Source organism: Hymenobacter fastidiosus (genome assembly GCF_039539565.1).
GTDB classification, from domain to species: domain Bacteria; phylum Bacteroidota; class Bacteroidia; order Cytophagales; family Hymenobacteraceae; genus Hymenobacter; species Hymenobacter fastidiosus.
This window is the reverse complement of record NZ_BAABDJ010000006.1, coordinates 228,324-252,856: the sequence shown is the minus strand read 5'-3', so window position 1 is coordinate 252,856 and position 24,533 is coordinate 228,324. Positions and strand designations below refer to the sequence as shown.

At 59.7% G+C, this 24,533-nt stretch carries 22 protein-coding genes and 1 pseudogene; 11 read left to right on the top strand and 12 right to left on the bottom strand.

Translation table 11 applies throughout. The annotated features are described in order from the left end of the window. Positions 1-152 precede the first annotated feature (152 nt). Positions 153-863 carry a hypothetical protein gene (locus ABD833_RS04600; protein ID WP_345071286.1) on the top strand — a complete coding sequence of 237 codons (711 nt, stop codon included), beginning with the start codon at positions 153-155 and terminating at the stop codon, positions 861-863. 238 nt (positions 864-1,101) lie between these two features. On the opposite strand, the gene ABD833_RS04595 is transcribed toward ABD833_RS04600, so the two are convergent. Further along, positions 1,102-1,707 carry an inorganic diphosphatase gene (locus ABD833_RS04595; RefSeq protein ID WP_345071285.1) on the bottom strand — a complete coding sequence of 202 codons (606 nt, stop codon included), beginning with the start codon at positions 1,705-1,707 and terminating at the stop codon, positions 1,102-1,104. A gap of 19 nt (positions 1,708-1,726) precedes the next feature. Next, positions 1,727-4,717, bottom strand: a complete 2,991-nt coding sequence (locus ABD833_RS04590) for a M1 family metallopeptidase (RefSeq protein ID WP_345071284.1) — start codon at positions 4,715-4,717, stop codon at positions 1,727-1,729. A 141-nt stretch (positions 4,718-4,858) separates the two neighbouring features. On the opposite strand from ABD833_RS04590, the gene ABD833_RS04585 reads away from it, so the two are divergent. After that, on the top strand, positions 4,859-5,254 hold the full coding sequence (locus ABD833_RS04585) for a hypothetical protein (protein ID WP_345071283.1): 396 nt from the start codon (positions 4,859-4,861) through the stop codon (positions 5,252-5,254). Between the two features lie 94 nt (positions 5,255-5,348). Here the strand turns inward: ABD833_RS04585 and rplS are convergent, their stop codons facing one another. The 8 genes from rplS to ABD833_RS04545 all read right to left on the bottom strand — a co-directional run bounded on the left by rplS (position 5,349) and on the right by ABD833_RS04545 (position 13,812). Then, on the bottom strand, positions 5,349-5,705 hold the full coding sequence (gene rplS, locus ABD833_RS04580; RefSeq protein WP_345071282.1) for a 50S ribosomal protein L19: 357 nt from the start codon (positions 5,703-5,705) through the stop codon (positions 5,349-5,351). 193 nt (positions 5,706-5,898) lie between these two features. Continuing rightward, positions 5,899-6,573 (bottom strand): tRNA (guanosine(37)-N1)-methyltransferase TrmD, encoded by a 675-nt coding sequence (trmD, locus tag ABD833_RS04575; RefSeq protein WP_345071281.1) that lies wholly within the window; start codon positions 6,571-6,573, stop codon positions 5,899-5,901. A gap of 5 nt (positions 6,574-6,578) precedes the next feature. Further along, positions 6,579-7,187 (bottom strand): ribosome maturation factor RimM, encoded by a 609-nt coding sequence (rimM, locus tag ABD833_RS04570; protein ID WP_345071280.1) that lies wholly within the window; start codon positions 7,185-7,187, stop codon positions 6,579-6,581. A gap of 114 nt (positions 7,188-7,301) precedes the next feature. Next, the gene (locus ABD833_RS04565) at positions 7,302-7,847 is read right to left on the bottom strand and encodes a 30S ribosomal protein S16 (protein WP_345071278.1); all 546 of its coding nucleotides are present in this window, start codon (positions 7,845-7,847) and stop codon (positions 7,302-7,304) included. Positions 7,848-8,108: 261 nt separating this feature from the next. Then, the gene (locus ABD833_RS04560; protein WP_345071276.1) at positions 8,109-8,867 is read right to left on the bottom strand and encodes an acyl-CoA desaturase; all 759 of its coding nucleotides are present in this window, start codon (positions 8,865-8,867) and stop codon (positions 8,109-8,111) included. 246 nt (positions 8,868-9,113) lie between these two features. After that, entirely contained in the window at positions 9,114-9,827 is a 714-nt protein-coding gene (locus tag ABD833_RS04555) for an RluA family pseudouridine synthase (protein WP_345071275.1), read from the bottom strand. Between the two features lie 103 nt (positions 9,828-9,930). Next, positions 9,931-10,746, bottom strand: coding sequence for a 3-methyl-2-oxobutanoate hydroxymethyltransferase (gene panB / locus ABD833_RS04550; RefSeq protein ID WP_345071274.1), 816 nt, complete (start codon positions 10,744-10,746; stop codon positions 9,931-9,933). A 234-nt stretch (positions 10,747-10,980) separates the two neighbouring features. Beyond that, entirely contained in the window at positions 10,981-13,812 is a 2,832-nt protein-coding gene (locus ABD833_RS04545) for a putative LPS assembly protein LptD (protein WP_345071272.1), read from the bottom strand. 124 nt (positions 13,813-13,936) lie between these two features. Here ABD833_RS04545 and ABD833_RS04540 point away from each other — a divergent pair, with 124 nt between their 5' ends. From ABD833_RS04540 to ABD833_RS04525, 4 genes are all read left to right on the top strand, one after another. Next, positions 13,937-14,743 carry an N-acetylmuramoyl-L-alanine amidase family protein gene (locus tag ABD833_RS04540; protein WP_345071271.1) on the top strand — a complete coding sequence of 269 codons (807 nt, stop codon included), beginning with the start codon at positions 13,937-13,939 and terminating at the stop codon, positions 14,741-14,743. A 66-nt stretch (positions 14,744-14,809) separates the two neighbouring features. Further along, positions 14,810-15,820, top strand: a complete 1,011-nt coding sequence (locus ABD833_RS04535) for an MlaD family protein (RefSeq protein WP_345071270.1) — start codon at positions 14,810-14,812, stop codon at positions 15,818-15,820. A 359-nt stretch (positions 15,821-16,179) separates the two neighbouring features. Beyond that, the gene (locus ABD833_RS04530) at positions 16,180-17,808 is read left to right on the top strand and encodes an acyl-CoA carboxylase subunit beta (protein ID WP_345071370.1); all 1,629 of its coding nucleotides are present in this window, start codon (positions 16,180-16,182) and stop codon (positions 17,806-17,808) included. Next, the gene (locus tag ABD833_RS04525) at positions 17,808-18,221 is read left to right on the top strand and encodes a hypothetical protein (protein WP_345071269.1); all 414 of its coding nucleotides are present in this window, start codon (positions 17,808-17,810) and stop codon (positions 18,219-18,221) included. Before ABD833_RS04530 ends, ABD833_RS04525 begins: the two co-directional genes overlap by 1 nt. Before the next feature lie 18 nt (positions 18,222-18,239). Here ABD833_RS04525 and ABD833_RS04520 read toward each other — a convergent pair. Then, a pseudogene (locus ABD833_RS04520) lies at positions 18,240-19,336 on the bottom strand (IS3 family transposase). 6 nt (positions 19,337-19,342) lie between these two features. On the opposite strand from ABD833_RS04520, the gene ABD833_RS04515 reads away from it, so the two are divergent. The 5 genes from ABD833_RS04515 (at position 19,343) to ABD833_RS04495 (ending at position 22,068) form a co-directional block, all read left to right on the top strand. Next, positions 19,343-19,537, top strand: a complete 195-nt coding sequence (locus tag ABD833_RS04515; protein WP_345071268.1) for a hypothetical protein — start codon at positions 19,343-19,345, stop codon at positions 19,535-19,537. Beyond that, positions 19,534-20,106 carry an ATPase gene (locus ABD833_RS04510; RefSeq protein ID WP_345071266.1) on the top strand — a complete coding sequence of 191 codons (573 nt, stop codon included), beginning with the start codon at positions 19,534-19,536 and terminating at the stop codon, positions 20,104-20,106. Before ABD833_RS04515 ends, ABD833_RS04510 begins: the two co-directional genes overlap by 4 nt. Then, positions 20,099-20,281 (top strand): hypothetical protein, encoded by a 183-nt coding sequence (locus ABD833_RS04505; RefSeq protein ID WP_345071265.1) that lies wholly within the window; start codon positions 20,099-20,101, stop codon positions 20,279-20,281. The genes ABD833_RS04510 and ABD833_RS04505 overlap by 8 nt, the downstream gene beginning before the upstream one ends. Positions 20,282-20,371: 90 nt before the next feature. Beyond that, positions 20,372-20,824, top strand: a complete 453-nt coding sequence (locus ABD833_RS04500) for a GNAT family N-acetyltransferase (protein ID WP_345071264.1) — start codon at positions 20,372-20,374, stop codon at positions 20,822-20,824. Between the two features lie 89 nt (positions 20,825-20,913). Beyond that, complete coding sequence (locus ABD833_RS04495) at positions 20,914-22,068, top strand: hypothetical protein (RefSeq protein WP_345071263.1); 1,155 nt, start codon at positions 20,914-20,916, stop codon at positions 22,066-22,068. 160 nt (positions 22,069-22,228) lie between these two features. On the opposite strand, the gene ABD833_RS04490 is transcribed toward ABD833_RS04495, so the two are convergent. Continuing rightward, entirely contained in the window at positions 22,229-24,370 is a 2,142-nt protein-coding gene (locus tag ABD833_RS04490; RefSeq protein ID WP_345071261.1) for a DEAD/DEAH box helicase, read from the bottom strand. Positions 24,371-24,533: the final 163 nt, after the last annotated feature.

The window sequence follows — 24,533 nt, the reverse complement described above, 5'->3', positions numbered from 1 at the left end:
TAATTCGATAAAATATTGATTTCTTTAAAAAAATCAATCGGTAGGGGTACCAACATCAGGGTAGTCTGGTTAAATTTGGTGAGTCAGATGGCCCGATTCGTTTCTGACTTCACCTTTTGCAAACCTTTTCTTTTCAACCTTTTCATTGTCATATGAAACCAGGTGTACTTCTCTCCCTACTGTTGGTGTGTGTAATGACGGTGACGGGCTTTGCCCAAAAGTCACCCGTAGACGAGACGGACATGGCCATTAAGGGCATCCCTCGTAAAGGCCAACGGGTTACCATTCAGCTGGACAGCAAGCGCGTCGACGCCTCCTGGCAGAAACAGCTGAGCGAAAAATTCGGTGGTAAGTTTAAAGCCGACAAAGGTGTTTACACCATGGACGGCGTCATTATCGAAGACATCTCCAAGACGCCGGTTCGTCTGATCAGCAAAGTAGACGCCACGCCGACCGGTACCACGGTATGGTGGTCGATTGACCTGGGCAACGCCTACCTGAGTAAGGATGCCACGCCGGTGCAGTGGAAGTCGTCGGAGAAATACCTGAAGGATTTCGCCCGCATGCTCTACCGCGAAGATTTGGCCGTGCAGGTGGCGGAAGCTGAAAAAGCGCTGGTATCGTCGCAGAACAACCACATGACGGTTATTTCCAAGGCTGACCTCATCAAGAAGGACATCGAGAAGAACAAGGTGAAGAAGCAGGAAATCCAGCAGCAGCTGGCTTCCAACGCCGCTGAGCTGTTGCAGTACAACAACCTGATCGACATGAACCTGAAAGAGCAGGAAGCGGCCCGCGCCGACATTGTGAACATGCGCGTAGCGCTGGAAGCCGTGAAGGACCGTCAGAACAAGATTGAGTAGTATCACTGAGTAACGCCGATGCTGCGCTGATTGCGCTGATTGGTATTCAGCCACCGGTCCCAACAAGAAAGCCGCTCCAGGAAGGAGCGGCTTTCTTGTTGTACGGGCATTTTAGTCGCCTCCTGGTTTTCAGAAGCATTTCTGCGGTGTAGCCCGGGCGCTTGCTGCTTACCACAAACGCAGTAGCGCAAGCATTGAATCTGCGTAATCAACGCACAATCTGCGGCAATCGGTGAGGCTACTGCATGGCAGCGCGAATCTGTTGCAGGGCATACTTCTCGTCCTTCCAGCCGACAATGCGTACTTCGCCGGGGTTGCCGCGGTGCTGAAACCATTGCCGCAGAATCTCTTTGGCCGCCGGATAGTTGCGCGTGAATTCGCCCCAGGTCGTGGCTTCGGGTAAGATCTGCTGGCTGGGCCGCGCAGGTACCGCCAGCACGATGGCCTCCAGCGACCCAACCACATCGAGCAGGAGCATGCCAATGGGTAAGACTTCCAGGGTGGTCCCCGCCGGCTGGCTTTCCGCAAGGACCAGCACCCCCAGGGGGCGTCCGGTCGGAAAGCCTCGCCCGGGTGCGGTATGCGTGCCCGGTACGAAGCCAAAGTTGCCGGGGTAAGGAAGAAATTCCACTTGCCGGTCCTGTCCGGCCCGCTGGATACGGCGGAAAGCTTTGGTTGCCGGGTCGTATACCTGCTCGTGGGTGGTGCCGGCCGGAATTTCCACCACGGCCTGCAACAGCCGGCGCTCCGCCGAAAAGGTGGGGAGCTGGGCGTAGTCGGTTTGGCAACCGGCTACGCCCAGGCCGCCCAGCCAAAGCGCGAATGCAACCCGGGAAAAACGCATGGCGCAGGCAGAAGCAAGGTTATTGCGCCAGCTGCTCGTTCAGCAGCCGGAACGGATTGAACTGATTGAGCTTAAGCACAAAGCGAATCTGGTCGGCAAAATCCCGGCCGCTGCCGGGAAAGCCGTTCCGGTACTGCGAACCGGCCACCGGCAGATAGAATTGCAGCACGTCGCGCACCACGGGAACCACCAGACCGGCATCGTAGAAAATACGCTGGGCCTGGGTTTTGCCGTTGTCCAGGGCAAAATATTCCTTGGTAGCGCCCAGGTCCGCAAACACGCTCAGACGGGTTACCGGCAGGTCGGCCTGCAGGTTGAGCGTAGTCAGCCAACGCCGGCTGAACACGCCGACCGGGCCATTTTGCAGCGGCATAAAGCCCTTGAAAGCGCCATCCTGGTCGTCGGTCTGACGTACCTGGGCGGTGAAGGCGTTGGAAATCTGCTGGCGGTCCAGGAAAGCCGTCTGGCGCCGGTAGTCGGGGCTGCCGCTCAGCCCCATCATAAAGCCACTGTTGTTGTTTTGCAGGAAGCGGCCGCCGAAGAGCCGTACCGATACCCGCTTTTTGGCTTTGTAATAGCGTTGATAATCGGCCGAGGCCCGCAGCAGCACGGCGTTGCGCGAGCCGGTTTCCTGCTCGATAGCCGAAGTCAGCTGGTTGAGTTCCACGTGGGCTCCCCAGGTCTGGAGCGCATTGCCGGCTTTCACGGTGTATTCCAGCGACTGAATGCTGGACGTGGCCTTCAGGTCCTGATCCTTGATAGCCGTATTGGCCAGCTTGATGGCATGCTGGGGCCGGTCGAAAGCGGACTTTGGTAGCAGGAAGGTGATGCTGGGCTCCACTTTGCGGTAGCGCTCAAACCGCTGCACCGTGAGGCCGGTCACAATCTGCCGGGCTATGCCGTTGGGCAGCACATTCACGTTGACCGTGGCAATGCCGTTGAGCTCCTTCTGGTTGAAGCTGTACATCGGCATGACCAGGTAGTTCAAATTTTTAGTTACGAGGGGGCTGTTGTAGAAGGCCGCCCCCAGCATAAACTTATCGGAGGTATTAGCGCCCAGTACCGGGGCCCAGTTCAGCGTACTCCGGTCCCAGCGCTCAATGCTGGCCAGGGGCTTGATCTGCAGCTTTTCGAACCCCCGCAGCACGCCATCAACTTTCATCCGGTCGTCGCGGCGGTTGAGCTGGGGCGTCAGGTAGGCGGCATCGACCACCACGGCGGCGGCCCCGGCGCGGCGGAAGTTCAGCTGCACCTCGTCTTCCTCGTCATCGGTGCTGATAACGGGCGTCCATTGCGTTTCCAGGATTTTACCCTGCGCGTCCACCGTAGAAACCGGCACGGCAAACAAACCCGGCGAATCGTTGCGGATCAGCACTTTCACCTGGCTATCGGATACCTGCATCTGCGACACGGCCGCGTTGTACTGGCCCGTGGTCTGCAGCATATCCTTGAAAAACCAGTCGAGCTTCTGCCCCGTGGACTCCTCAAACACGGCCTGCATATCCTCGGGGTAGGGGTGCCGAAACTGCCACCGCTCGTAGTAGGTGTGCATGGCTTTGTCGAACGTATCCTGCCCCAGATAGCCGGCCAGATACCGCAGCAGAGACGCGGTTTTGCTGTACACGATAAGGCCGTAGTTAAGCTTGCCATAGGCGGCGGAAGGTGGTCCGCTCACGGGCTGGTCAAGTCCCCGGCTGGCTACCGCCTGGTAGGGCAACTGATTCAGGGCCGAAGCATTCAGACCGTCAATTCCAACCAAGCCAGCGACGGCTTTAGACTTGAGAATGCCGCTGAAATCCCCGGCCAGCGAGTCCGTTTGCGCCTTCACCCGGTTTTCGACGTAGGAATTCACGCCCTCATCCAGCCAGGCAAAGTCCCGCTCATTGGAGGCCAGAATGCCGTAGAACCAGTTGTGACCCACTTCGTGGATAATAGCTGAGGGCATCGTTACGGTCACCATCGGGTATTCCATGCCCGAACCGGCACTCAGGGCCCCATCCACGGCCGTAGCGGCGGAGTAGGGATACTCGCCCACCCACTGCGAATAGTAGGTCAGGGCATCGTTCACGTCCTGTAGGCCCTTCACCCACTTCAGGGCATCAGCGTTGGTGAACAGCACCCACGACGTGACGGCCCGGCCCGAAGGCAGCGTAACGCCGCTTTTCAGTACGTTGAAGCGCTTATCGGCAAACCAGGCGAAGTCGTGTACGCGGTCCTGCTGGTAGCGCAGGGTTTTGGTTTCGGGAGCCGAAACCGGGAAGGAAAGGTCGGTGCCGAAGTCGGCGGCGGTTTTTTTCAGGGCCGTAGCGGCTGCCAGCTGGTCCAGGCGCTGCTGCTCGTCGGGGTTCTGCAGCACGCCGGTGGCGCCCACGGTGTAGTTGGCGGGCAGGGTGATGCGCACGTCGAACGAGCCGAACTCCGAGAAGAACTCACCCTGGTCGAGGTAGGGCATCTGGTGCCAGCCTTTGGCATCGTACACCGCCGGCTTGGGGTACCACTGCGTGATCTGGTACGACTGATTGACGTGGCCGAAGCGCGAAAACGAAGCCGGAATCTTCACCCGGAAGGGCGTGCTGATGGTGGCTTTGGCGCCCGGGGCCAGCGGCTGGGGCAGAATGAGCCGGGCCATGTCGGGGTTAGCCGGGTCGTAGGCGAGCTGGGCCGCCTGGCCGTCTACCTCAAAGTCGAGCTGGTCGATGGAGCCGCGCTGGCTGGCTGAGGCAAACTGGAACTTGCGGCTGCCGTTGCGGAGCTGCTGTTTGGCAAAGGCCGTGGTGTTGTCCTTGTAGGCGTTGGGCCAGAGGTGAAACCAGATGAAGGTGAGCTTATCGGGCGAGTTGTTGGTATACTGGATTTCCTCAGTGCCGGTCAGCAGGTGCTGCTTGTCGTCGAGGGTTACGTCAATAGAATAGTTGGCTTCCTGTTGCCAGTAGGGCCGAGCCGCTTTTTGCTGGGCAAAAGTCAGATAAGGAAGAGCAGCCAGGACCAGGCCGGCGAATAGTTTTTTCATGAAACAGAAACAGGGAGAAACGAATGCGCTACGAAAGTACGTTTTCGGCCCGGAAAAGCCGCGTATCGATAACCCTACCCCGGCCGGGCCGTTAGGCTATACCAGGATGAGACCTTTACCTCACCGCCAAAACCCTTGACTATGGAAAAGACCGAAGTTCAAAACCAGGTTCACCTCGATGCGGCTACCACCCTGCTGACCGGCAACCTGCTGGAAGAAGCAACCCGGGCCGGGCTCGATAACACCTTTCAGCGCTGGATTCAGGATTTGAAGGATGCCAACAATCCCGAGCTGCACCAGCTCGTAGTAGATATGCAGGACTTGAAGGCCCATTTTGGGTCCGGCACCTACGATAAAGACGTTATCGGTCGCTTGCTCACCCGGCTGGGCGAAAACACGCTCAAGGCCGCTGTATTCACCGACGGCAACACCCAGCCGCGCGTCGAGAAGCTCGGCGAAGCCCTGCTGGCCGCCGCCAAGCAGGTGCAGCACCCCGACACGGCCAACAGCGCGGAGCAGGATCTGCAAAACAGCTAAGACCGCCGGATCAGGCAGGCGCCTGAACACGAAAAAGCCGGCTCCTGAAAAGGGGCCGGCTTTTTTGGTAGTTGATTTTCCCGAAGGAAGAGGCTTAACCGCGACGCTCTTTGATCTTGGCTGCTTTGCCCGACAGGCCCCGCAGGTAGAACAAACGGGCGCGCCGCACCTTGCCACGACGGATCAGATCGATCTTGTCGATGTTAGGCGACAGCAGCGGGAAAATCCGCTCGGTGCCGATCTGGTTGGAAATCTTACGCACGGTGAAGGTCTCACCGTTGGTGCTGGGGTTCTTGCGCTGAATGACAACACCCTGGAACTGCTGAACGCGTTCCTTGTTGCCTTCGCGAATCTTCACGTGCACGTTAACGGTGTCGCCGGCGGCGAAAGCAGGGAAGCTGGCGCGGCGCTCCTGGGATTCCTGCTGGATAAAATCGAGTAGTACGCTCATGACTGAAAAAACTAGAAAAAGGACGGCGCCGCCGCCCGGGGTTTCACTTAAGGAGGCGCAAATATAGCGCTCTGTTTTGATGATTACAACTGGGTTGAAAGAGGCGGAACGTATTAAATGGGTTAAACGTGGTAAATGAGCCCGAAAAGCTCTTTTATTTCCACATTCAGCACATTCCCACATTCTACCACCTTCACTTGAGCAGGTCCGGGCGGCGCTGACGGGTGCGCTCCAGCGCCTGGTCGTGCCGCCAGATTTCTATTTGCGGCGTGTTGCCCGACAGCAGAATCTCGGGCACCGGCTCGCCCCGCCACTCGGCGGGCCGGGTGTAGACGGGGGGCGCCAGCAGGTTGTCCTGGAAGGAGTCGCTCAGGGCCGACTCCTCATTGCCCAGCACGCCGGGCAGCAGCCGCACGATGGCATCGGTAAGGATGGCCGCGCCCAGCTCGCCGCCGCTCAGCACGTAGTCGCCCACGCTGATTTCGTGGGTGATGTAGGCCTTGCGGATTCGCTCGTCGATGCCCTTGTAGTGGCCGCAGAGAATGAGCAGGTTGCCGGCCAGCGAAAAGCGGTTGACCAGCGGTTGGCGGAGCGTTTCGCCGTCGGGCGTCATGTAGATAACGGCGTCGTAGGCGCGCTCAGCCAGCAGGGCGTCCAGGCAGGCCGCAATAGGCTCTACGCGCAGGACCATGCCGGCCCCGCCACCAAACACGTAGTCGTCGATCTGACCGTGCTTGTTGATGGCAAAGCGCCGCAAATCGTGCACGTGGATTTCGGCCAGGCCTTTCTCCTGCGCCCGCTTCACGATGGAAAAGGCAAAGGGGCTGATGAGCAGATCAGGCTGACACGTAACGATATCGAGGCGCATAGAGCTTACGTGTTGGTCTTGGGCTCGTCAAGTTCCGGGCCGTCGAACTCGTCGGGCTCATCTTTCTCGCGGGAGGAGGGCGTGAGGTATACGTCGAGCAGGCCTTCGGGCAGGTTGACGAAGATTTTCTTCGCGTCCTGATCGGCGTGCAAAATCAGTTCGTCTACCACCGGAATAAGGATTTCCTGCCCCTTGTAGCGCATGCCCATCAGATCCTGCTGGGGCATTTCGTAGAAGGTTTCCACGATGCCCAGCTCACCCAGCGTCTCATCGATTACGGTGTAGCCGATTACGTCGTGGAAGTAGAACTGGTCGTCCTGCAATGCGGGTAGCTCGGTCAGCGGGCGGTAAAGCTTGGCGTTGCGCAGGGGCTCGGCGGCTTCTATCGTGTCGAAGCCTTTGAGCTTGAGCAGGGCGCGGTTCTCAACCTGGAGCTGGAGCTTTTCCACGTCGTAGGCCGTCAGCTTGCCAGGGGCGAAGGGCAGCTCCAGGTACACCGATTTGAGCTTGCGGTAGTCGTCCAGGTCGTCTACATCCATAAAGGCCACCACAAAGCCTTTCAGGCCGTGCGTTTTGCCAATGGAACCCAGCTGGTAACAGTCGTCGATGGTCATGATCGGGGGATTGGGTAAAAAGAAAGAGGTGATCAGGTGGCTTAGCTTGTCCGGCAGCCTGAGCCGCGGGCATTCTAATCACGTAATCACCTCCTACCTACGTTACCGGGAAGCCTAGGCGCCGGCTTCCTCAGTCGTTTCGGCCGTCGCTTCAGCTTCGGTCGTTTCGCCTTCAGCAACAGCCGGAGCTTCTACGGGAGCCGGCGTGTTTTTCTTGCGGATAGCTTCAGCCCGCGCTTCTTTCACTTTGGTCTCAGCAGCCAGAGCAGTCTTGCGCGACTCCTCTTTGGCAGTGCCCAACGTGGTGCGCTTGCCTTCGATTTTAGCGTCTTTCTGCTCTTTCCAGGCAGTGTAACGCTCATCGGCTACGTCCTGCGAAATAGCGCCTTTGATGACACCCAGCTGCAGATGCTTCCGGTACAATACGCCGCGGTAGGAGAGCATAGCCCGTACCGTGTCGGTAGGCTGGGCCCCCTTCATGATCCAATCGAAGGCTTTTTCGCCGTCGAAGTTGATCGAAGCAGGGTTGGTGTTCGGATCGTAGGTACCGATTTTCTCGATGAAACGACCGTCGCGGGGAGCGCGGGCGTCAGCTACTACGATGTCGAATTGAGCGGCCTTTTTACGGCCACGACGGGCGAGGCGGATTTTAACTGCCATAAACCGGGTTGGTTAAGCGACGCAACTCGTGCGTCTGGTTGAAAATGAGGTGCAAAGGTAGGGAAGTCAATGAACAATTAAGAATTAATAATGAAGAATTGCCCCGGCTGGTAACGCGAAGCTCCACTGCGCGGATCGCGTGCGCCGGTGGGGTGTATTCCGTAGTCGTTCAACGAGTCGCGAAGTAGAGCTTCGCCCTACGGCAAAAAGCCCCGACGCTGGCGTACGTCGGGGCTCTTCAAATTGATCAACTCAGGCTGCTTACGCGGCGACGCGCAGTTTCTGGGCCGTGACCTTGCGCTTGATCTTGATGATACGCGCCTTGTCCAGCGTCCAGATAACCACGTAGGTTGGGTCGAACTCCCACCATTTCACGCCGAAGTTGACGCGCATCGGCAGCTTGTGGTGGTTGTTCTGGAACAATTCGCCGAAGGCCAGGAAATCCAGGGCCAGCGTATTTTTGGACTGGTCGTGGTTGTCGAAGTTCTGGTAGCCGTATTTGTGGCCGCCCCAGTTCACGATAGCACCGTGGATCGGACCCATCAGGAAGTGAATCGGCAGCAGCAGATACATCCACCAGGCGGTGGCAAACTGCACGTAGAAGGCCACGTACAACGCGCCCCAGCCGATGCGCGAAACCGCGGTGGCGCTGAACTTCTCCAGCGATACCCACTCCGGATAATCACCCTCAAACCGCTCGGCCGCGGCGTAATTGTGGTTCAGCACGTCGTTGTAGATGTTCTTGGTCTTCCACATCATGGAGAAGGCATTCGACGAGAACAGCGGCGAGTGCGGGTCCATTTCGGTGTCGGAGTAGGCGTGGTGCATGCGGTGCAGCAGCGCGTAGGCCCGGGGCGACAGGAAGGAAGAGCCCTGACAGATGTAGGTGAACAGGAAGAAGAAGGTCTCCCAAAACTTGTTCATCGTAAACATCTTGTGCGCGGCGTACCGGTGCAGATAAAACGTCTGCGTGAACAGCGACAGGTAGTAGTGGGCGACGAAGAAAATGAGAATTGGCATGGGCCGGTCAAAAGTTAAAACCGCAGTTGGAAGGCAATAACGCGTAGCTCGCAGAAGAGGAACCCGAAACGATAAGTTCCTCCTGCTGGGGCAAAACTACGGTCACGGCAGCCGGGGTTCAATAAATGAGCCGAAAAGACCAAAATCTTATTCAGGCAATATTCTGGTAGCCGCTTCCCGTGAGATACAACAACTAAAAAGCCTCCCCAAGGTTGGAGAGGCTTCGGAAAAGATCGGGAAATGAATTTAAGCCGGGTAGAAGGCCTGGGCGGCGTCCCAGTGCGCTATTTCCGGTACCGGCGCCCGAAAGCACATCGCTTCCTTCGTCACCGGATGCTCAAATTCCAGCTGGCGGGCGTGCAGGGCAATGCTTACGTCGGGCAGGGGGGAGAGGAAACCGTACTTCACGTCGCCGACGATGGGCGTGCCGAGGCCGGTGGCGAGCTGCACCCGGATCTGATGGGGACGGCCCGTGATGGGGTTCACCTGAAGCAGGAAGCGGTTGCCGGCCTGGCCCAGCACCTGATAGTCGAGGTCCGCTTTCAGCCCCTGGCCATGGCGCTCGGTGTAGGCTTTGGTCACGTTGCGGATGGGGTCTTTCACCAGCCAGTGGGTGAGGTGGCCGCTGGTCGGGTTCGGGCATTTGCCCACCAGCGCCCAGTAGGTTTTGGTCACCTTGTTGTCGCGGAACATTTCGTTGAGGCGGCTCAGGGCTTTGCTGGTTTTGGCCAGCGCCACCACCCCGCTCACGGGCCGGTCGAGGCGGTGGGCCACGCCTACGAAGGCCGCCCCGGGCTTCTTATACTTGAAGCGCAGGTACTCGGCGGCCTTCACCGAAATAGGCTCATCCCCGGTGTTGTCGCCCTGCACGAGCATGCCGGCGGGCTTATTGAGGATGAGCAGGTGATTGTCTTCAAACAGAATTTCCTTCTGCTCTGACCAGATATTCGGACGATTCACTTTTTGGCAATGAACAATTAATAATGAGCAATGAGCAATGGCGCAACACCGCGGACCATATCAACGACAATTGTTCATTGCTCATTGATAATTGCTCATTGATTTAATAGGCTTCGTCCTGAGTGGGGAAGTTGCGGTCTTTCACGTCTTTCACGTAGCGCGTCACGGCGTCGCTCATCAGGTCGGCCAGCTCGGCGTAGCGGCGCAGGAAGCGCGGCTTAAACTCCTTGGTGATACCCAGCATGTCGTGCACTACCAGCACCTGCCCGTCCACGTCGGGACCGGCGCCGATGCCGATAACGGGAATCGTGAGCTGCTCGGCCACCTGCTTGGCCAGGGCCGAAGGAATTTTTTCGAGCACGATGGCGAAGCACCCCAGCTCCTGGAGCAGCAGGGCGTCGTCGATCAGCTTCTGGGCTTCGGCTTCTTCCTTGGCCCGTACGGAGTAGGTGCCGAATTTATAAATGCTCTGCGGGGTGAGGCCCAGGTGGCCCATCACCGGAATGCCGGCCGTGAGGATGCGCGTGATGGACTCGCGGATTTCGGCCCCGCCTTCCACCTTCACGCCGTGCCCACCCGATTCCTTCATGATGCGGATGGCCGAGCGCAGGGCTTCGGAAGAGTTGCCCTGGTAGGAGCCAAAGGGCATATCGACCACTACGAAAGCCCGCTTCACGGCCCGTACCACGCTTTGAGCATGGTAAATCATCTGGTCCAGCGTGATGGGCAGCGTGGTTTCGTGGCCGGCCATGACGTTCGAGGCCGAGTCGCCGACGAGCAGCACGTCGATGCCGGCGCCGTCGAGAATGGTGGCCATCGAAAAATCGTAGGCCGTGAGCATGGATATTTTTTCGCCGCGCTGCTTCATGGCCAGCAACTGGTGCGTGGTCACGAGCTTCACTTCTTTATGCTGCGACATGGGGGGCAATTAAGGATGGAGGATGAAGGGCTAAGGAAAGCCGGGGCCAAAAGTGCCAAAATTCCGGCATATCCCCGGCCCACCTCCCGACCTGGGTTGTTCCCGTCGGGCAGCAGGCCCCTTTTTCGGTGCCCTGCGAGCCGTTATACTCATCACAAAGTGGTTCGCGAAAAGGAAGTAGACGGGCGGGGGCCAGCCCCGCACCCTACGGCGCGACGAGTATAGCGCAGCGGTTTAACGATTCAAAAAAGTCCGGTTACGGTTCAGCTTCAGGTCCTGCAGCAGCGCCGACTTGGCCGCGATGGTCACGAAGTAGCCCCGGGTGTTGCCGAGAGGCCGCCAGTTGCCGGTGATCTGCCAGCAGTGCAGGTCGCGCACGATATCGAGCGTGGTAAAGGACACTTCTTTATTCTTGACGTCGTAGCCAGTGGTGTAGCGCAATTGGAATTTCTCCGTCAGCTTGATGGAACCGCTCAGGCTCAGGCCCGCTGCCGCCAGCGCCGAGGGACGCAGGCGCCCGGGGCGGTTGGGCAGCGGACCCGGATCGGAGTAGAGGGTGGTGAAGTTGGCACTTAGCTCCCAGGGGATTGCAAAATCTATGTAGTCTTCGTAGGGGTTGACCTGCTGGGGGCTGCCCAGCACGGGGTCGTTGGTAGGGGCCACGGTGCGCGGGACCGTCGATTTCTTCTGCCCCACGGCCGGATTGAACTGGTAGCTCAACGTTAAGGTCGCCTGCGACAACCGCATCAGCCGCGGCTTAGCCTGGTTGAGCAGATACTTGTTGACGAAGCGACCGGTGGAGTCGCGCTGGTAGAATTCGAAGTTGGCGTTGATGCGCACGTCCAGCTTGCGGGCAATCTGGGTGTGGAAACCGCCAAACAGGCCCGACAGACGCAGGGAATCGGCCGCGAAATCGTAGCCGGTGCTGAAGGTGAGGTCGTCGATCAGACTGACTTTCTTGAAGGGCGTGATGCCGGTCGTGTCCTTGAGGTCGCGCACTTTCATTTCCACGGAGTTCTGCACCGAGAAACTAGCCCGACTCACCCGCTGCCCGCTGGGAATACTGCCCAGAAAGCCCTGATAGCGCGAAAAGCTGAGCGGGTTCAGCAGCCGGGTCCGGTCGCCGGGGTAGCGCGGGTCCTCCGTGTTGTAGAGCTGGCCCGAGCTGTTGGCCAGCCGGCCCAGGTTGGGATTGAGTACGTAGTAGTTGTCGTTGCGCGAAAAATCCGGCGAATAGCGGTAGCTCACATTGGGGGAGAGCTTGTGGCGGATAGCCTGAATCGATTTACCCTTGATGGGCAGCACGCCATAGATGTTGGTGCCCATGCTCAAGCCCGCCGAATACTGGTACACCCGGTTGAAGCCCCGCACGGTATCGATGCGGATGGCCTCGGCGGCCGGTACGTACTCGTAGTTCAGGCGCTTGCCGTACCAGTTTTCGTCGTACGTCACCGTGGGCTGCAGGCTCAGATGCTTGAGCACCGGGTAGCTGCCCAGTGAAATATCAAACCGGTGGGAAACTGCCGTCTGACCATTGCGCAGCAAAGGCCCCAGGTTGTCGAGCCGCACCGGAATACGGGTGGTCTGGGTGGTGCCGCCCAGCAGGGGCAGGCCGCTTTCCAGGGTGCGGGTCGTCTGGGCATTGCTCAGGCGGTTCTGCCCGTTGAGCGTGTAGCTCAGCGCAAACTGCTCGTAGAATCGGCCGCGCGGCTCCAGGCCCAGCCATTCGTAGGGGTACTGCCGGGCCACGCCCACGGTGACGTCGGGCAGCGTAAAATCCATGGCGCCCGTCGCCGTGTTCTGACTCTGGCTCAGGGTGAGGGCATAGTTGATGGGCGAGTTGCGGACCTGCTTCTGGTAGCTGATGGTGGAGCTGAACGACGGCGTCAGGTAGCGCCGGGTGTCGAAGGAGTTCTGCTGGTTGTGATCGGTGCTGCCGGCCTGTACGCTGGCCGAGAAGCGGCCGCCGCCGGGTCGGGGAGTGGGCGAGTGGGCCCAGGTAAGCCAGAACGTCTGCGGCGTACGGGGCCGGCGGTAAGCCTGATCGGTGTTGACGGCGTTGTTCACCGGGCGCAGAATCTGGTCGGAGGGCCGCTGGCTGTAGCTGAAGTTTACCCGCCCGTCGTAGGTATAGCGCTTGAGGTACTGCATCTCCGCCGTAACCCCGAAGCCCCCAAACGTGGCCGCATTGCCCGAGTACACGTCGCCGGTAAGGCGCAACCCGATGTACTCGTTCGGCACCCAGTAATACCCGCCGTTGCGCAGGGAAAAGCCGCGGTCCGCCGTTTGGCCGAAGGTGGGAATAATGAGCCCCGAGGCCCGGGTTTGGGCCGGCATGGGAAAGTAGCCGAACAAAAAGCCCAGCGGCGTGGGAATGTCGCCGATGATGAGGTTGAAAGGACCGGTAACCACTTTTTCCTTGGGAATCACCTTCATCCTGGTGGCATTGATGAAGAAGTGCGGATGCTCCAGATTGCAGGTGGTATAACGGCCATTGCGGCCGAAAATCTCGTTCAGCTCGTTCTTTTTAATGGTTTCCGCGTGCACGAACCCTTCTCCTTCCGACGTCACGGCATCGGTAATGCGGCCCTTCCTGGTCTTGAAGTTGTAGTTGATACGGCTGGCGGCGTAGAGCGTGGCGCCATCTTTGAAGACGGGTTTGTCCCGCACCTTGCCGGTGGTATCGCGGATGCCTTCGGCCGTGAGCAGGTTGTTGCTGTAGTCGACGGTGATGCGGGCCGCTTTCAACGACATTTCGCCGTAATCCACGGTGGCCTTATCGTAGAGAATAGCCTGCTTGTTCTGAACCTCAAACCGAATCGAATCCTTGGCGGCGTACCTGACCGTTGTTTGGATATCGCCCTGGGGCGCGGCCGATACGCGCAGCGAGTCGCCGGGGCGGCGGGTGGTATCCGGCGGCAAAACGTTGGTGGTGGGGCGTCCGTCCACATTCAGCCGGGGTACCACGGCGGGGATACCGGCCTTTTTGGGGCGCTGCTGGCCCCGGGCATCGGGGCCGAACCCCAGCCCGAACAACACCAGCAGCAGCAGCACTGGGGCGCGCATCAGACGGGCGGCGGAATAGAAAAGGGGCGGGCGGGACGGCGCAGGCAATGCCACGTAGTTTTTAATCGTTTATTTTGTGGCTGTTTGCAAAGATAATGGCTAGCTCTTCCAACTAACGAACTCTGTGCGGAATATTGTCGCTCTTTGCGCTGCCGGCTTACTTCTTCTGGCGGGCCCCACGCGGGCCGTAGTACCCGGTACGCCCGGCCTGCCTCCCCGTAAATACCATTTGCGCACCGTGGTGCTCGATGCCGGCCACGGCGGTAAAGACCGCGGCTGCGCGGGCGTGCAGGCCCGGGAGGCCGATGTAGCCCTGAAAATTATTCTGGAGCTGGGCCGCCAGATCGAGGAAAATATGCCCGGGGTGAAGGTGGTGTACACCCGCAAAACCGACGTGTTCGTAGAACTGGCCGACCGCGCCGGCATTGCCAACAAGGCCGCCGCCGACTTATTTATCTCGGTCCACTGCAATGCCAGCGCCCCATCGGCCTACGGCACCGAAGTCTGGACCATGGGGCCGCACAAGACCGACGCTAACCTGGCCGTGGCCAAGCGCGAAAACGCCGTCATCCTGCAGGAAGAAAACTACAAGGAGCAGTACAATGGCTTCGACCCGACCTCGCCGCAGAACCACATTCTCTTTTCGCTCTACCAGAGTGCTCACGTCGTGAACAGCATCCGCTTCGCCCAGAAAGTAGACCGCCAGTTCCGCACCACCGTGGGCCGCAGCTCCCGCGGCGTGAAGCAGGCCGGCTTTTTGGTGCTCTGGAAATCGACCATGCCTTCGGTGCTGATTGAGGCGGGATTTCTCACCAACCGGGCCGAGGAACGCTACCTCAACGATAAGTCGGGGCAGTCGTATATGGCAGCAGGAATCTACCGGGCTTTCCGGGACTATAAAAACGAACTCGAAGCTATGAACGGGGAATAAGGGGCTTTCCTGCCTTTTCTGGCCCCTTTCGCTGGCCCATCACCTCATTTACTAGCTGCTCCCACTGTGTCGAGAGAAATTAAAGTAGCCTTATTAGGCATCGTCGCTTTGACTGCCCTGTACCTGGGCTTCAACTTCCTGAAAGGCAGCAACCTGCTGTCATCGGACCGGACTTACTTCGCCAAGTACGACAACGTGGACGGTCTGGCCATTGGCAACCCGGTTATCCTGAACGGCATTAAAATCGGCCAGGTGAAGCACATGGAGCTGCTGCCTGAGGAGCGCAACCGCGTGAAAGTGTCGTTGGAGCTGCAGAAAGGCGTCATCGTCGGCGACTCTACCGTGGCCAGCCTGTCGGGCTCGTTGCTGGGCAGCAAGACCATCACGCTCTTCATGGGCCGGAACTCCAAGATCTACAAGGGTGACGAGGAGCTCAAATCCTACACCGTGGCCAGCATCACCGACGCCTTCCAGGCCAAGGCCCTGCCCGTGCTGGGTACCGTCGATTCGACGCTGATTAAGATCAATGGCTTTCTGAACAAGGATGCCAAGGTGAGCCTGCAGGCCACGCTGCTCAATGCCCAGGGCTCGACGGAAGCGCTGAAAAACCTGCTGCTGATGAACCAGCGCAACATCAACGAAATCACCACGAACATGGCCAAGCTGACCGGCGACCTGAACGTGACCAGCCGTAAGTTCGACCGGATTGCGGCCAACTTCGCCGTGCTGAGCGACTCGCTGAAAAGCGCCCCGGTGGGCCCCGCCATGCGTAAGCTCAACGCCACTATGACCGAAGCCCAGACGGCCATGACCGGCGTCAACAAAGCCCTGACCGACCAGAAAGGCTCGCTTGGCAAGCTCATCAACGACACCACGCTGTATAATAACCTGAACTCCACCGCCGCCAGCTCCGACGCGCTGATGAAGGATTTCAAAGCGAATCCGAAGCGCTACGTCCACTTCTCGGTGTTCGGCGGCGGCGGTAAGGACAAGAAAACCAAGACCGAAGTAGAAACCACCACCACCAAGCCCAACGGCACGGAGGTAGAGGCCGAAATCAAGACGACCGTCAAGTAGCCGGCCAGCCGCTAAAGCCAGAACCCTTACCTTTGAAATCCGCCCCCGGGCGGATTTTTTTATGCACGCACGGTGAGATTATGAAGTTAGCACTTACGCAAAACCCTCCTGGTGCCATTTCACGCAGTGTTTCGCCGTGTTAAACCGCAGTGTTTCGCCGTGTTAAACCGCAGTGCGAAACACTGCGGTTTAACACGGCGAAACACTGCGTGAAAGCATTTTGCGTAAGTCCTAGAAGTTGTGAAATGGTGCGTTTGCGGTTCGGCCTGCGTCACTTGCGCCGCCAGAACAGCAAACGCACCATTTCCCAACTTCACCATCTCACCACTACCCTTCCCACCACTACCCTTCCCACCCGCATGGATCTGGAGTTCAACAAAAACGAAGACCAACTCAAACAACTCACCTTTCAGCTGCGCCAGAAGCTGCAGCGCGTAGCCCTCGGCGGCGGCGAAAAGCGCATTGCCGCCCACAAGGCCAAGGGCAAGCTCACGGCCCGGGAGCGAATAGCCTACCTGCTCGATGAAGGCCGCGACCAGGTGGAAATTGCCGCGTTTGCCGGCGAGGGAATGTACCAGGCGGAAGGCGGCTGCCCCAGCGGTGGCGTGGTGGTGATGATGGGCTACGTGAAGGGCCGGCAGTGCGTGGTGGTGGCCAACGACGCCACCGTGAAGGCCGGGGCCTGGTTCCCGATTACGGCCAAGAAAAACCTGCGGGCCCAGGAAATCAGCATCGAAAATAAGCTGCCCATCATCTACCTCGTCGACTCGGCGGGTGTGTTTCTGCCGATGCAGGACGAAATCTTCCCCGACAAGGAGCACTTCGGCCGCATGTTCCGCAACAACGCCGTGATGAGCGGTATGGGCATCGTGCAGCTGGCCGCCATCATGGGGCCCTGCGTGGCGGGAGGCGCTTACCTGCCCATCATGAGCGACGAGGCCATGATCGTGGATGGCACCGGCTCGGTATTTCTGGCGGGCTCCTACCTGGTGAAGTCGGCCATCGGCGAAACCATCGACAACGAAACGCTCGGCGGGGCCAGCACCCACTCCGAAATTTCGGGCGTCACGGACTACAAGTTCAAGGACGACCAGGAGTGCCTGGACCACATCCGCAACATCTTCGATAAGATGGGCGAGCTGCCCCGGGCCGGCTTCAACCGCGCCGCCGCCGTTTTGCCGGCTTTAGAGCAGAAGGAAATCTACGGCACCTTGCCCTCCGACCGCGCCAAGCCCTACGACATGATGCAAATCATCAACCGGCTGATCGACAACTCGGAGTTTGAGCCCTACAAGGACCTGTACGGGCAGACGCTGATCTGCGGGCTGGCGCGCATCGACGGCTGGGCCGTGGGCATTGTGGCGAACCAGCGCAAAATCGTGAAGAGCAAGAAAACCGGCATGCAGATGGGCGGCGTCATCTACTCCGACTCGGCCGACAAGGCCGCGCGCTTCATCATGAACTGCAACCAGAAGCGCATCCCGCTGGTATTTTTGCACGACGTGTCGGGCTTCATGGTGGGCTCCCAGAGTGAGCACGGCGGCATCATCAAGGACGGCGCCAAGATGGTGAATGCCATGGCCAACTCGGTGGTGCCCAAGTTCACCGTCATCATCGGCAACAGCTACGGGGCCGGCAACTACGCCATGTGCGGCAAGGCCTACGATCCGCGCCTGATTGTGGCCTGGCCCACCGCCCAGCTGGCCGTAATGAGCGGAGCCGCGGCAGCCAACACGCTACTCCAGATTCAGGTGGCCACGCTCAAAGCCAAAGGCGAAGTCATCACCCCCGAAGCCGAAAAGGAGCTGCTGGACCGCATCAAAGCCCGCTACGAAGAGCAGCTTTCCCCGTACTACGCCGCGGCCCGCCTCTGGGTCGATGCCATCATCGATCCGCTGGAAACCCGCAAAGTCATCAGCATGGGCATTGAGGCCGCCAACCATGCGCCTATTGAAAAGGCGTACAATGTGGGGGTTATTCAGGTGTGATGACTATTATTCTGGAAGAAGGATATCAAACCAATTTGGGTACACTCCTGCTACCACTTCGGCAGCAAGTAGAAAATCTAAACTGGCTGGTTACCGAACTGCAATGTTTAAGTTTGGGTGATTGGCCGCCACTGATTGATACTTGGCAATCAGAATCATACAACTCGGTACCATACTACAGTGTAGTGCCTGGTAAAATCGTATATGAAACATTTGCTGGTCGGGAAATACAAGTGGTATGGGGGATTTTCTGTGGGGTAGCTGGCAATGTTCCTACTATACCACTTGAGGAGGTTCCGTATGCTGATGGTAATCGACAGATTTGGACCGAGCCAGAGGCATTTCAGTTGGCATCTTCTGAAATTGAAATAGTAGCCTTTGATAGCACCTTTGTAAGCTCCCCCTCAAAGTGAGCCAGTCAAAACTAGAGGTCAGGCAGCTTGGCGAAACTCGATGGGAGTTAAGAAGTTGAGGGCCTCATGGGGCCGCAGATGGTTATAGTCGTACTGCCAGCTCAGGCACTGTTCGCGCACCTGGCGCAGGCTGGTAAAGAGGTAGGCATTGAGCAGCTCCCGGCGAAACGAGCCGTTAAAGCGTTCAATATAGGCGTTTTGCGTTGGACTCGCGGGCTGAATCCAGTGCAAGTCAATCCCCTGTTCCTGGCACCAGGTCTGTAACACCTGGCTGATAAGCTCGGGGCCATTGTCGACCCGGATGCGGGCCGGGCTGCCGTGGCGGTGGACCAGCGTGGTGAGCAAGGCGACGACCCGCGTAGCGGGCAGCGAAAAATCGACCTCGATACCGAGCACTTCCCGGTTCCAGTCCTCGACCACGTTCAGGGTACGGAAGCGGCGACCATCGGTCAGCGCATCGCTCATAAAGTCCAGCGACCAGCACACGTTGGGCTGCGCAGGCACTTCCAGAGGCCGTTTTATCCGCTCGGGCAGGCGTTTCTTTTTCCGTCGCTTACCCAGTTGCAGGCGCAGCAGTTGATAAATACGCCATAAGCGCTTGTGATTGACCACAATCTGTAGCTTGCGCAGCCGGTAATAATATTTCCAAAAGCCCCAGCCACTATGCCGTTTCACCAGCGCCCGCAGCCGGGTAACCAGGTCGGCATCGGCGGGTTGGAGTCCCCCACGGCCCCCACCTGGGGGCGGGGCGTAGCTGCCGCGGGCCAGGCCCACGAGCGCACACGCCTGGCGCTGGCTTAGTCCCCGCCCACAGGCGTAGTGGGCCACCGCGCGCCGGGCCGTGGGGGTGACTACTTTTTTCGCAACACCTCCTTAATGACCTGGTGCTCCAGGCTTAGCTCGGCGTAGAGCTGTTTGAGGCGGCGGTTTTCGTCTTCCAGGTGCTTGAGACGCTACAACTCGCTCACGCTCATGCCCCCAAACTTGCTTTTCCACGCGTAAAAGGTGGGCTCACTGATGCCGTGTTCCCGGCAAATCTGAACTACCGTCTGGCCCTGGTCCTGTTGGCGCAAAATACCCAGTATCTGGGCTTCGCTAAAGCGGCTTTTTTTCATAAACAGTTGAAAATAGAAGAAGTGAAAAGTTACTACTTCTCTCTACTTTTGACTGGCTCACTTTGGGGGGAAGCTTACACCTTCACGCTGGTGAAGTTTCGGGATGAACGCTTGGGGCGTCAATTCCTGGAAGCATTCCCCGACGGCAGAATCGTGCAAAATCCTGACGATATGTTGAAATCCTGTCAGCAGCAGCAATGAAAACCCTCTACCTCCTGGCCGGCTGCAACGGCGCGGGCAAAACCACTGCCGCCTACGCCCTGCTGCCCAACCTGCTGGGGTGCCGGGAGTTCGTGAATGCCGATGAAATTGCGCGGGGCCTCTCGCCGTTTCAGCCGGAAACGGTGAGCGTGCAGGCGGGACGGCTGATGCTCACGCGCCTGCAGGATCTGCTGGCGGCGGGGGAAAGCTTTGCCCTGGAAACCACGCTGGCTACCCGCATCTACCTGCCCTTTATCGAGGCGGCCCGGGTGCGGGGGTACTACGTGAGTCTGTTCTTTTTCTGGCTTAATTCCGCCGACGAAGCGGTAGAGCGGGTGCGCATCCGGGTACGGGAGGGCGGCCACAACATTCCGGAGCCGGTGATTCGGCGGCGCTATGAAGGCGGGTTGCGGCAGTTTTTCGGGCAGTATCGTACTGCCGTGGACGACTGGATGTTTCTCGACAACTCGGCGGGCCTGGCGCAGGTCATTGCCGAAGGCACCGCCGCCGAAACTGTCGTAGCAAATCCGGAAATTTGGGGGCAGCTAACCACCACCTATCATGACTAAGCAGGAACAGGCCGCGCACATCAACGCACAGGTACGGAAAGGCCTGGTCGTGGCCTACAATAATATGCTGGCCTTCAAACGCTACAAGCAGACTCCCGTCATTATTTCCCGGAATGGTAAGGTAGCAGAGGTGCAGGCCGACCGGATGCCGCCTGCTGAAGACCCGGCAGCTTAACCCGCAAGTTCAATCGTCCTTCCCGGCCCGCCGCACCTCCCGTTGCGGCGGGCCGCTTTTTTGCCTATCCTGCGGCCAAAACCAGCCCGCATGCTTTCCCTGACCCGCACCACTTCCGACCACCCCGACTTCCGCACCCTGGTGACCCTGCTCGACCACGACCTGGCCGTGCGCGACGGCGGCGAGCACGCCTTTTATGCCCAGCTGAATAAGGCGGCTGTGCTCCGGCACGTCGTGCTGGCTTACCTTGATGGTGAGGCCGTGGGCTGCGGGGCATTTCGCGAGCATGCGGCCGGGGAGGTGGAAGTGAAGCGCATGTTTGTGCCGCCCGCGCACCGGGGGCAGGGCGTGGCCGGCAAGGTGCTGGCGGAGCTGGAGGCGTGGGCGCGGGAGCTGGGGTATACTGCCTGCGTGTTGGAAACCGGTAAAAAGCAGCCCGAGGCAATCCGCCTCTACGAGAAAAGCGGCTACGTCTACATCCCCAACTACGGGCAGTACGCGGGCGTGACCAACAGCGTGTGTCTGCGCAAAGTGGTAGGCTAAGGCTGGCGGCTTTTTCTATCTTTGGGTCCTCCGTCAAGAGGAAAACCTGCCTTAATGCCCTTCATTCGCCTAAAACAGCCGCTCTAGATATGGCCAAAAAAACCGCTGCCACCGCGTCCCAGCTCGTCCACATTCAGGCTCCAGGCATGGTCGGCTCGTCGCTGTCCAAAGCGCAGAAGGAATTCAACCGGCTTACCAAGCGCATCCAGAAGCTGGAACAGGACGTGGCCGACTTCCGCGCCGCCGCTGACCGGCTGCGCCAGCGCGTGCAAACCGAGTACCGGCCCCTCCAGACGCAGCACAACGACCAGCGCGCCGCCCTGGTGCGCCACCTCGACCGCGCCCACGACACCTACAAGCTCACCAAAACCGAGCGTGCCAAAATCGTGGACCTCATCGTGCAAGGCTGCCACGACCTGCCCGACCGCGGCTACACCGACCTACAGCCCATCCTCGACAAATACGCCCCGCCCTTGAGCGAGGAAGCCGGTGCCGAAGCCGATCTGCAGATTTCGGAAATGATGAAGCAGCTCTACACCCAGCAGTTCGGCATCGAGTTCGACCCGGCCGTGGACGTGAGCACCAAGGAGAAGTTCGGGGTCTACGTAGAGCAGAAGCTGGCCGAGCAGGAAGCCGAGTACGTGCGCCAGGAAGAGGAGCAGGCCGCCCGCCGCGCCCAGCGCAAGAAAAGCCCCAAGCAGCAGGCCGCTGAAGCCAAAAAGCAGGCCGAGGAAAAGAACATCACCAAATCGGTGCGGACGCTGTACATGGACCTGGTGAAGGCCCTGCACCCCGACCGGGAGCCCGACGAAGCCGAAAAGGCCCGCAAGACGGTACTGCTGCAAAAAGTAACCGCCGCCTACGAGGCCAACGAGCTGCTCACGCTGCTGCGCCTGCAGCTGGAGCTGCAGCACATCGACCAGAGCCACCTCGAAAACCTGGCCGAAGACCAGCTCAGCTATTACAATAAGCTGCTGCGCGAGCAGGCCCGCGAGCTGGACCAGGCCATGTATGAGGAACAGCTGAACGTGTCGGACTTCTCCGGGCAGCCCTACTACATGCTCTCCACGGCCGCCGCGCTGGACTACGACTACCAGCGGCAGAAACTACTGCTGGAAGCCAAAATACGGCAGCTGGCCGCCAACGTGCTAGCCTTTGAGCACGACCCGGCCGCGCTGAAGGCCTTCCTGAAAGCCTACCGCATTCCGAAGGCCGGGCCGGGGGCGCTGTTTAGGCCGCTGTAGGTATAAGAACCTGATTAAGCTGGTATCCTCGTCGCGAAGTGGTATGCGCGGTAGGGGCGGGGCTTGCCCCCGCCCGTCGTTGAACGACTCCGGCCCCAATCGTTCAACGAGGGGCGGGGCAAGCCCCGCCCCTACACGGTTGCTGGCCTCGGAAATCACCTCAAACAGACTCTTGCTGGCTGAGGAGCCGCACCGTGTCGCGCAGAAACGCGCTGGCACCCCCGAAATCGTAGTACCGCTCTTTCAACACCGCTACTTGCTGGGGCAGGGGCAGCGACGCGCTCCACTTGGCAAAGTCGAGCAGGGCCGGCGTTGCCGTTACGGCCTGGGTGAGGTGAAATTCCACGTCGTCGGCGAACAGGCGAAGCTGCTCGAACAGGTCGGGCAGCCGGGTGGGCGCGAGGCAGAGGCTGAAGCTGCTGGTGCTCTCGTCGTAGGGAGCCTCCACGTCGAGGCACTGCAGCAGGAACGCCAGGCTGCGGTTGATTTTGGTGCCGGTGAAGGTGTAGAGCACCAGGTGCTGGTCCTTGACGATGACGGGACGCTCGTGGGTAAGCTGGGCGGGCCAGGCGAAGCCGGCAAACTCCTGGCGCAGCCCGCGCAGGGCTTCCTGGCTGGGCGCGTCGAGCTCGGCATACTGGCTGTCGGCCACCAGCAGGTGCAGCATTTTTTCGCGGATGCGCGGATGCACCGCGCCCGCGCCGCCGAAAAACAGCGGCTTCTTGCCGTCGTGGGCCGGCACGACTTCGATGCGCCGGGCGGCCAGGTCCACGAACCTGATTTTCCAGATGCGGGCGGCCAGCAGCAGGTTCTCGTTTTCCTGCACCTGGGGCGAGTAGGGAATTTCGCCCACCGTGTTGCCGGCATGCACCACCTTGTAGGCCGGCTCGGTCTGGAACACGCTGTAGAAGGCCCGCGAATTGACCACGAATTCGCCCGCCACCCCGATAATCAGCTCCGGGCCCAGGCTTTCGAGCCAGTCGAGGCGCAGCAGCTCGTCCAGGATGTCGTTGATTTCCGGGGCCGCGATGTCGGGGAAGGCGGCGTTGGCTTGCAGCTGGCGCAGCAGCTCGGCGCGGGGCAGGCCGCCGCGCTCTTTCGTGATGGACAAGGCCTGGTGCAGCAGCAGGTCGTAGGGGTGGCGGGCCTGGCGCAGGGGCTCCACAAAGCCTTCCTGGTAGAGCAGCCAGCAGGCCAGGGACTGGAGCAGGCTCCACGGGTCGGTGGCGTAGAGCAGCAGCTGGCTGGGCTCGCCGTCGCGCCGGCCGCTGCGGCCCACCCGCTGAATGAGCGAGGCAATGGAGTGGGCCGCGTTCACCTGCACTACCTTATCCACCGAGCCGATGTCGATGCCCAGCTCCAGCGTGGAGGTGCAGGCAATGCAGAACGGCTGGCGCTGGTTGTGCTTGGCGAAGTGCTCCACGTACTCACGCACTTCCTTATCGACCGACGAGTGGTGCGAAAAGTAATTGGCATGGCCGCCCACGCGCCCGGCAATCTGGCCCAGCTTCACGGCAATGAGCTCGGCCAGGCCCCGGCTGTTCGGGAAAATCAGGGCCTTGCTGGTGGCGGTTTGCTTATACAGGTCCTTGAGCAGGTCCAGCGGCAGGTCGGCCCCGGTGGCCGGAAAGTAGCGGAACTGCGTCAGCATGACGCGGCCGGTGCGGTCGAGCAGCACCTTGGTGCGGGCCGCGTCGCCGGTGAAGCGCTTGGCCTCGGCATAGTCGCCGATGGTGGCCGACAAGCCCACCACGGCAAAGCGGCCGGCCGGCACCGCGCCCAGCCGCGCCAGCAACGACTGGAGCTGCGTGCCCCGGTCGGTGCCCAGGAAGGAATGGATTTCATCGACGACGACGTATTGCAGCTGCGAAAACAGGGTTTTCACGCTGTAAGGCGCATTCACGAACATGGCTTCCAGCGACTCGGGCGTGATGAGTACGATGCCTTCGGGGTGCTGGATGAGCTGTTTTTTCGCGGTGCGGCTGGCCTCGCCGTGCCACTTGGTCACCCGCACGTCGAGGTATTTGCACAGCTCCTCCACGCGCTGAAACTGGTCGTTAATCAGGGCGATGAGCGGCGACACGTAGAGCACCCGCACGCCGGGCTGGCGGAAATCGACCTTGGACAGAATGGGCAGAAACGCCGCCTCCGTCTTGCCCGAGGCCGTGCGCGAGGCCAGGATGAAGTTGTCGTCGCTGGCTAAAATATGCTGAATGGCGGCCGCCTGAATGGGCCGCAGCGTTTCCCAGCGCTGGTCGCGCACGTAGCGGCGAATGGGTTCGGCAAGCAGGTCGAAGGACATATTTGAGCGGTTAGCGGTCAGCGGTCAGCTCCCTTGTTATAGCGGTTTCGGAATCGGGGTACCGGTCATTGGCTCCGGTCCGGCGGCTTTTTCAGCCGCCGGACCGGAGCGTACCCCGATCATAAACCCGCTGTAGTTAACTGATTCAGAAAAAGCTAACGGC

Bases quoted from the DNA above. Each gene is read 5' to 3' on its own strand.
- ABD833_RS04600 (WP_345071286.1), top strand. From the start codon at position 153: ATGAAACCAGGTGTACTTCTCTCCCTACTGTTGGTGTGTGTAATGACG.
- ABD833_RS04595 (WP_345071285.1), bottom strand. From the start codon at position 1,707: ATGCGTTTTTCCCGGGTTGCATTCGCGCTTTGGCTGGGCGGCCTGGGC.
- ABD833_RS04590 (WP_345071284.1), bottom strand. From the start codon at position 4,717: ATGAAAAAACTATTCGCCGGCCTGGTCCTGGCTGCTCTTCCTTATCTG.
- ABD833_RS04585 (WP_345071283.1), top strand. From the start codon at position 4,859: ATGGAAAAGACCGAAGTTCAAAACCAGGTTCACCTCGATGCGGCTACC.
- rplS (WP_345071282.1), bottom strand. From the start codon at position 5,705: ATGAGCGTACTACTCGATTTTATCCAGCAGGAATCCCAGGAGCGCCGC.
- trmD (WP_345071281.1), bottom strand. From the start codon at position 6,573: ATGCGCCTCGATATCGTTACGTGTCAGCCTGATCTGCTCATCAGCCCC.
- rimM (WP_345071280.1), bottom strand. From the start codon at position 7,187: ATGACCATCGACGACTGTTACCAGCTGGGTTCCATTGGCAAAACGCAC.
- ABD833_RS04565 (WP_345071278.1), bottom strand. From the start codon at position 7,847: ATGGCAGTTAAAATCCGCCTCGCCCGTCGTGGCCGTAAAAAGGCCGCT.
- ABD833_RS04560 (WP_345071276.1), bottom strand. From the start codon at position 8,867: ATGCCAATTCTCATTTTCTTCGTCGCCCACTACTACCTGTCGCTGTTC.
- panB (WP_345071274.1), bottom strand. From the start codon at position 10,746: ATGTCGCAGCATAAAGAAGTGAAGCTCGTGACCACGCACCAGTTGCTG.
- ABD833_RS04545 (WP_345071272.1), bottom strand. From the start codon at position 13,812: ATGCGCGCCCCAGTGCTGCTGCTGCTGGTGTTGTTCGGGCTGGGGTTC.
- ABD833_RS04530 (WP_345071370.1), top strand. From the start codon at position 16,180: ATGGATCTGGAGTTCAACAAAAACGAAGACCAACTCAAACAACTCACC.
- ABD833_RS04525 (WP_345071269.1), top strand. From the start codon at position 17,808: ATGACTATTATTCTGGAAGAAGGATATCAAACCAATTTGGGTACACTC.
- ABD833_RS04510 (WP_345071266.1), top strand. From the start codon at position 19,534: ATGAAAACCCTCTACCTCCTGGCCGGCTGCAACGGCGCGGGCAAAACC.
- ABD833_RS04505 (WP_345071265.1), top strand. From the start codon at position 20,099: ATGACTAAGCAGGAACAGGCCGCGCACATCAACGCACAGGTACGGAAA.
- ABD833_RS04500 (WP_345071264.1), top strand. From the start codon at position 20,372: ATGCTTTCCCTGACCCGCACCACTTCCGACCACCCCGACTTCCGCACC.
- ABD833_RS04495 (WP_345071263.1), top strand. From the start codon at position 20,914: ATGGCCAAAAAAACCGCTGCCACCGCGTCCCAGCTCGTCCACATTCAG.
- ABD833_RS04490 (WP_345071261.1), bottom strand. From the start codon at position 24,370: ATGTCCTTCGACCTGCTTGCCGAACCCATTCGCCGCTACGTGCGCGAC.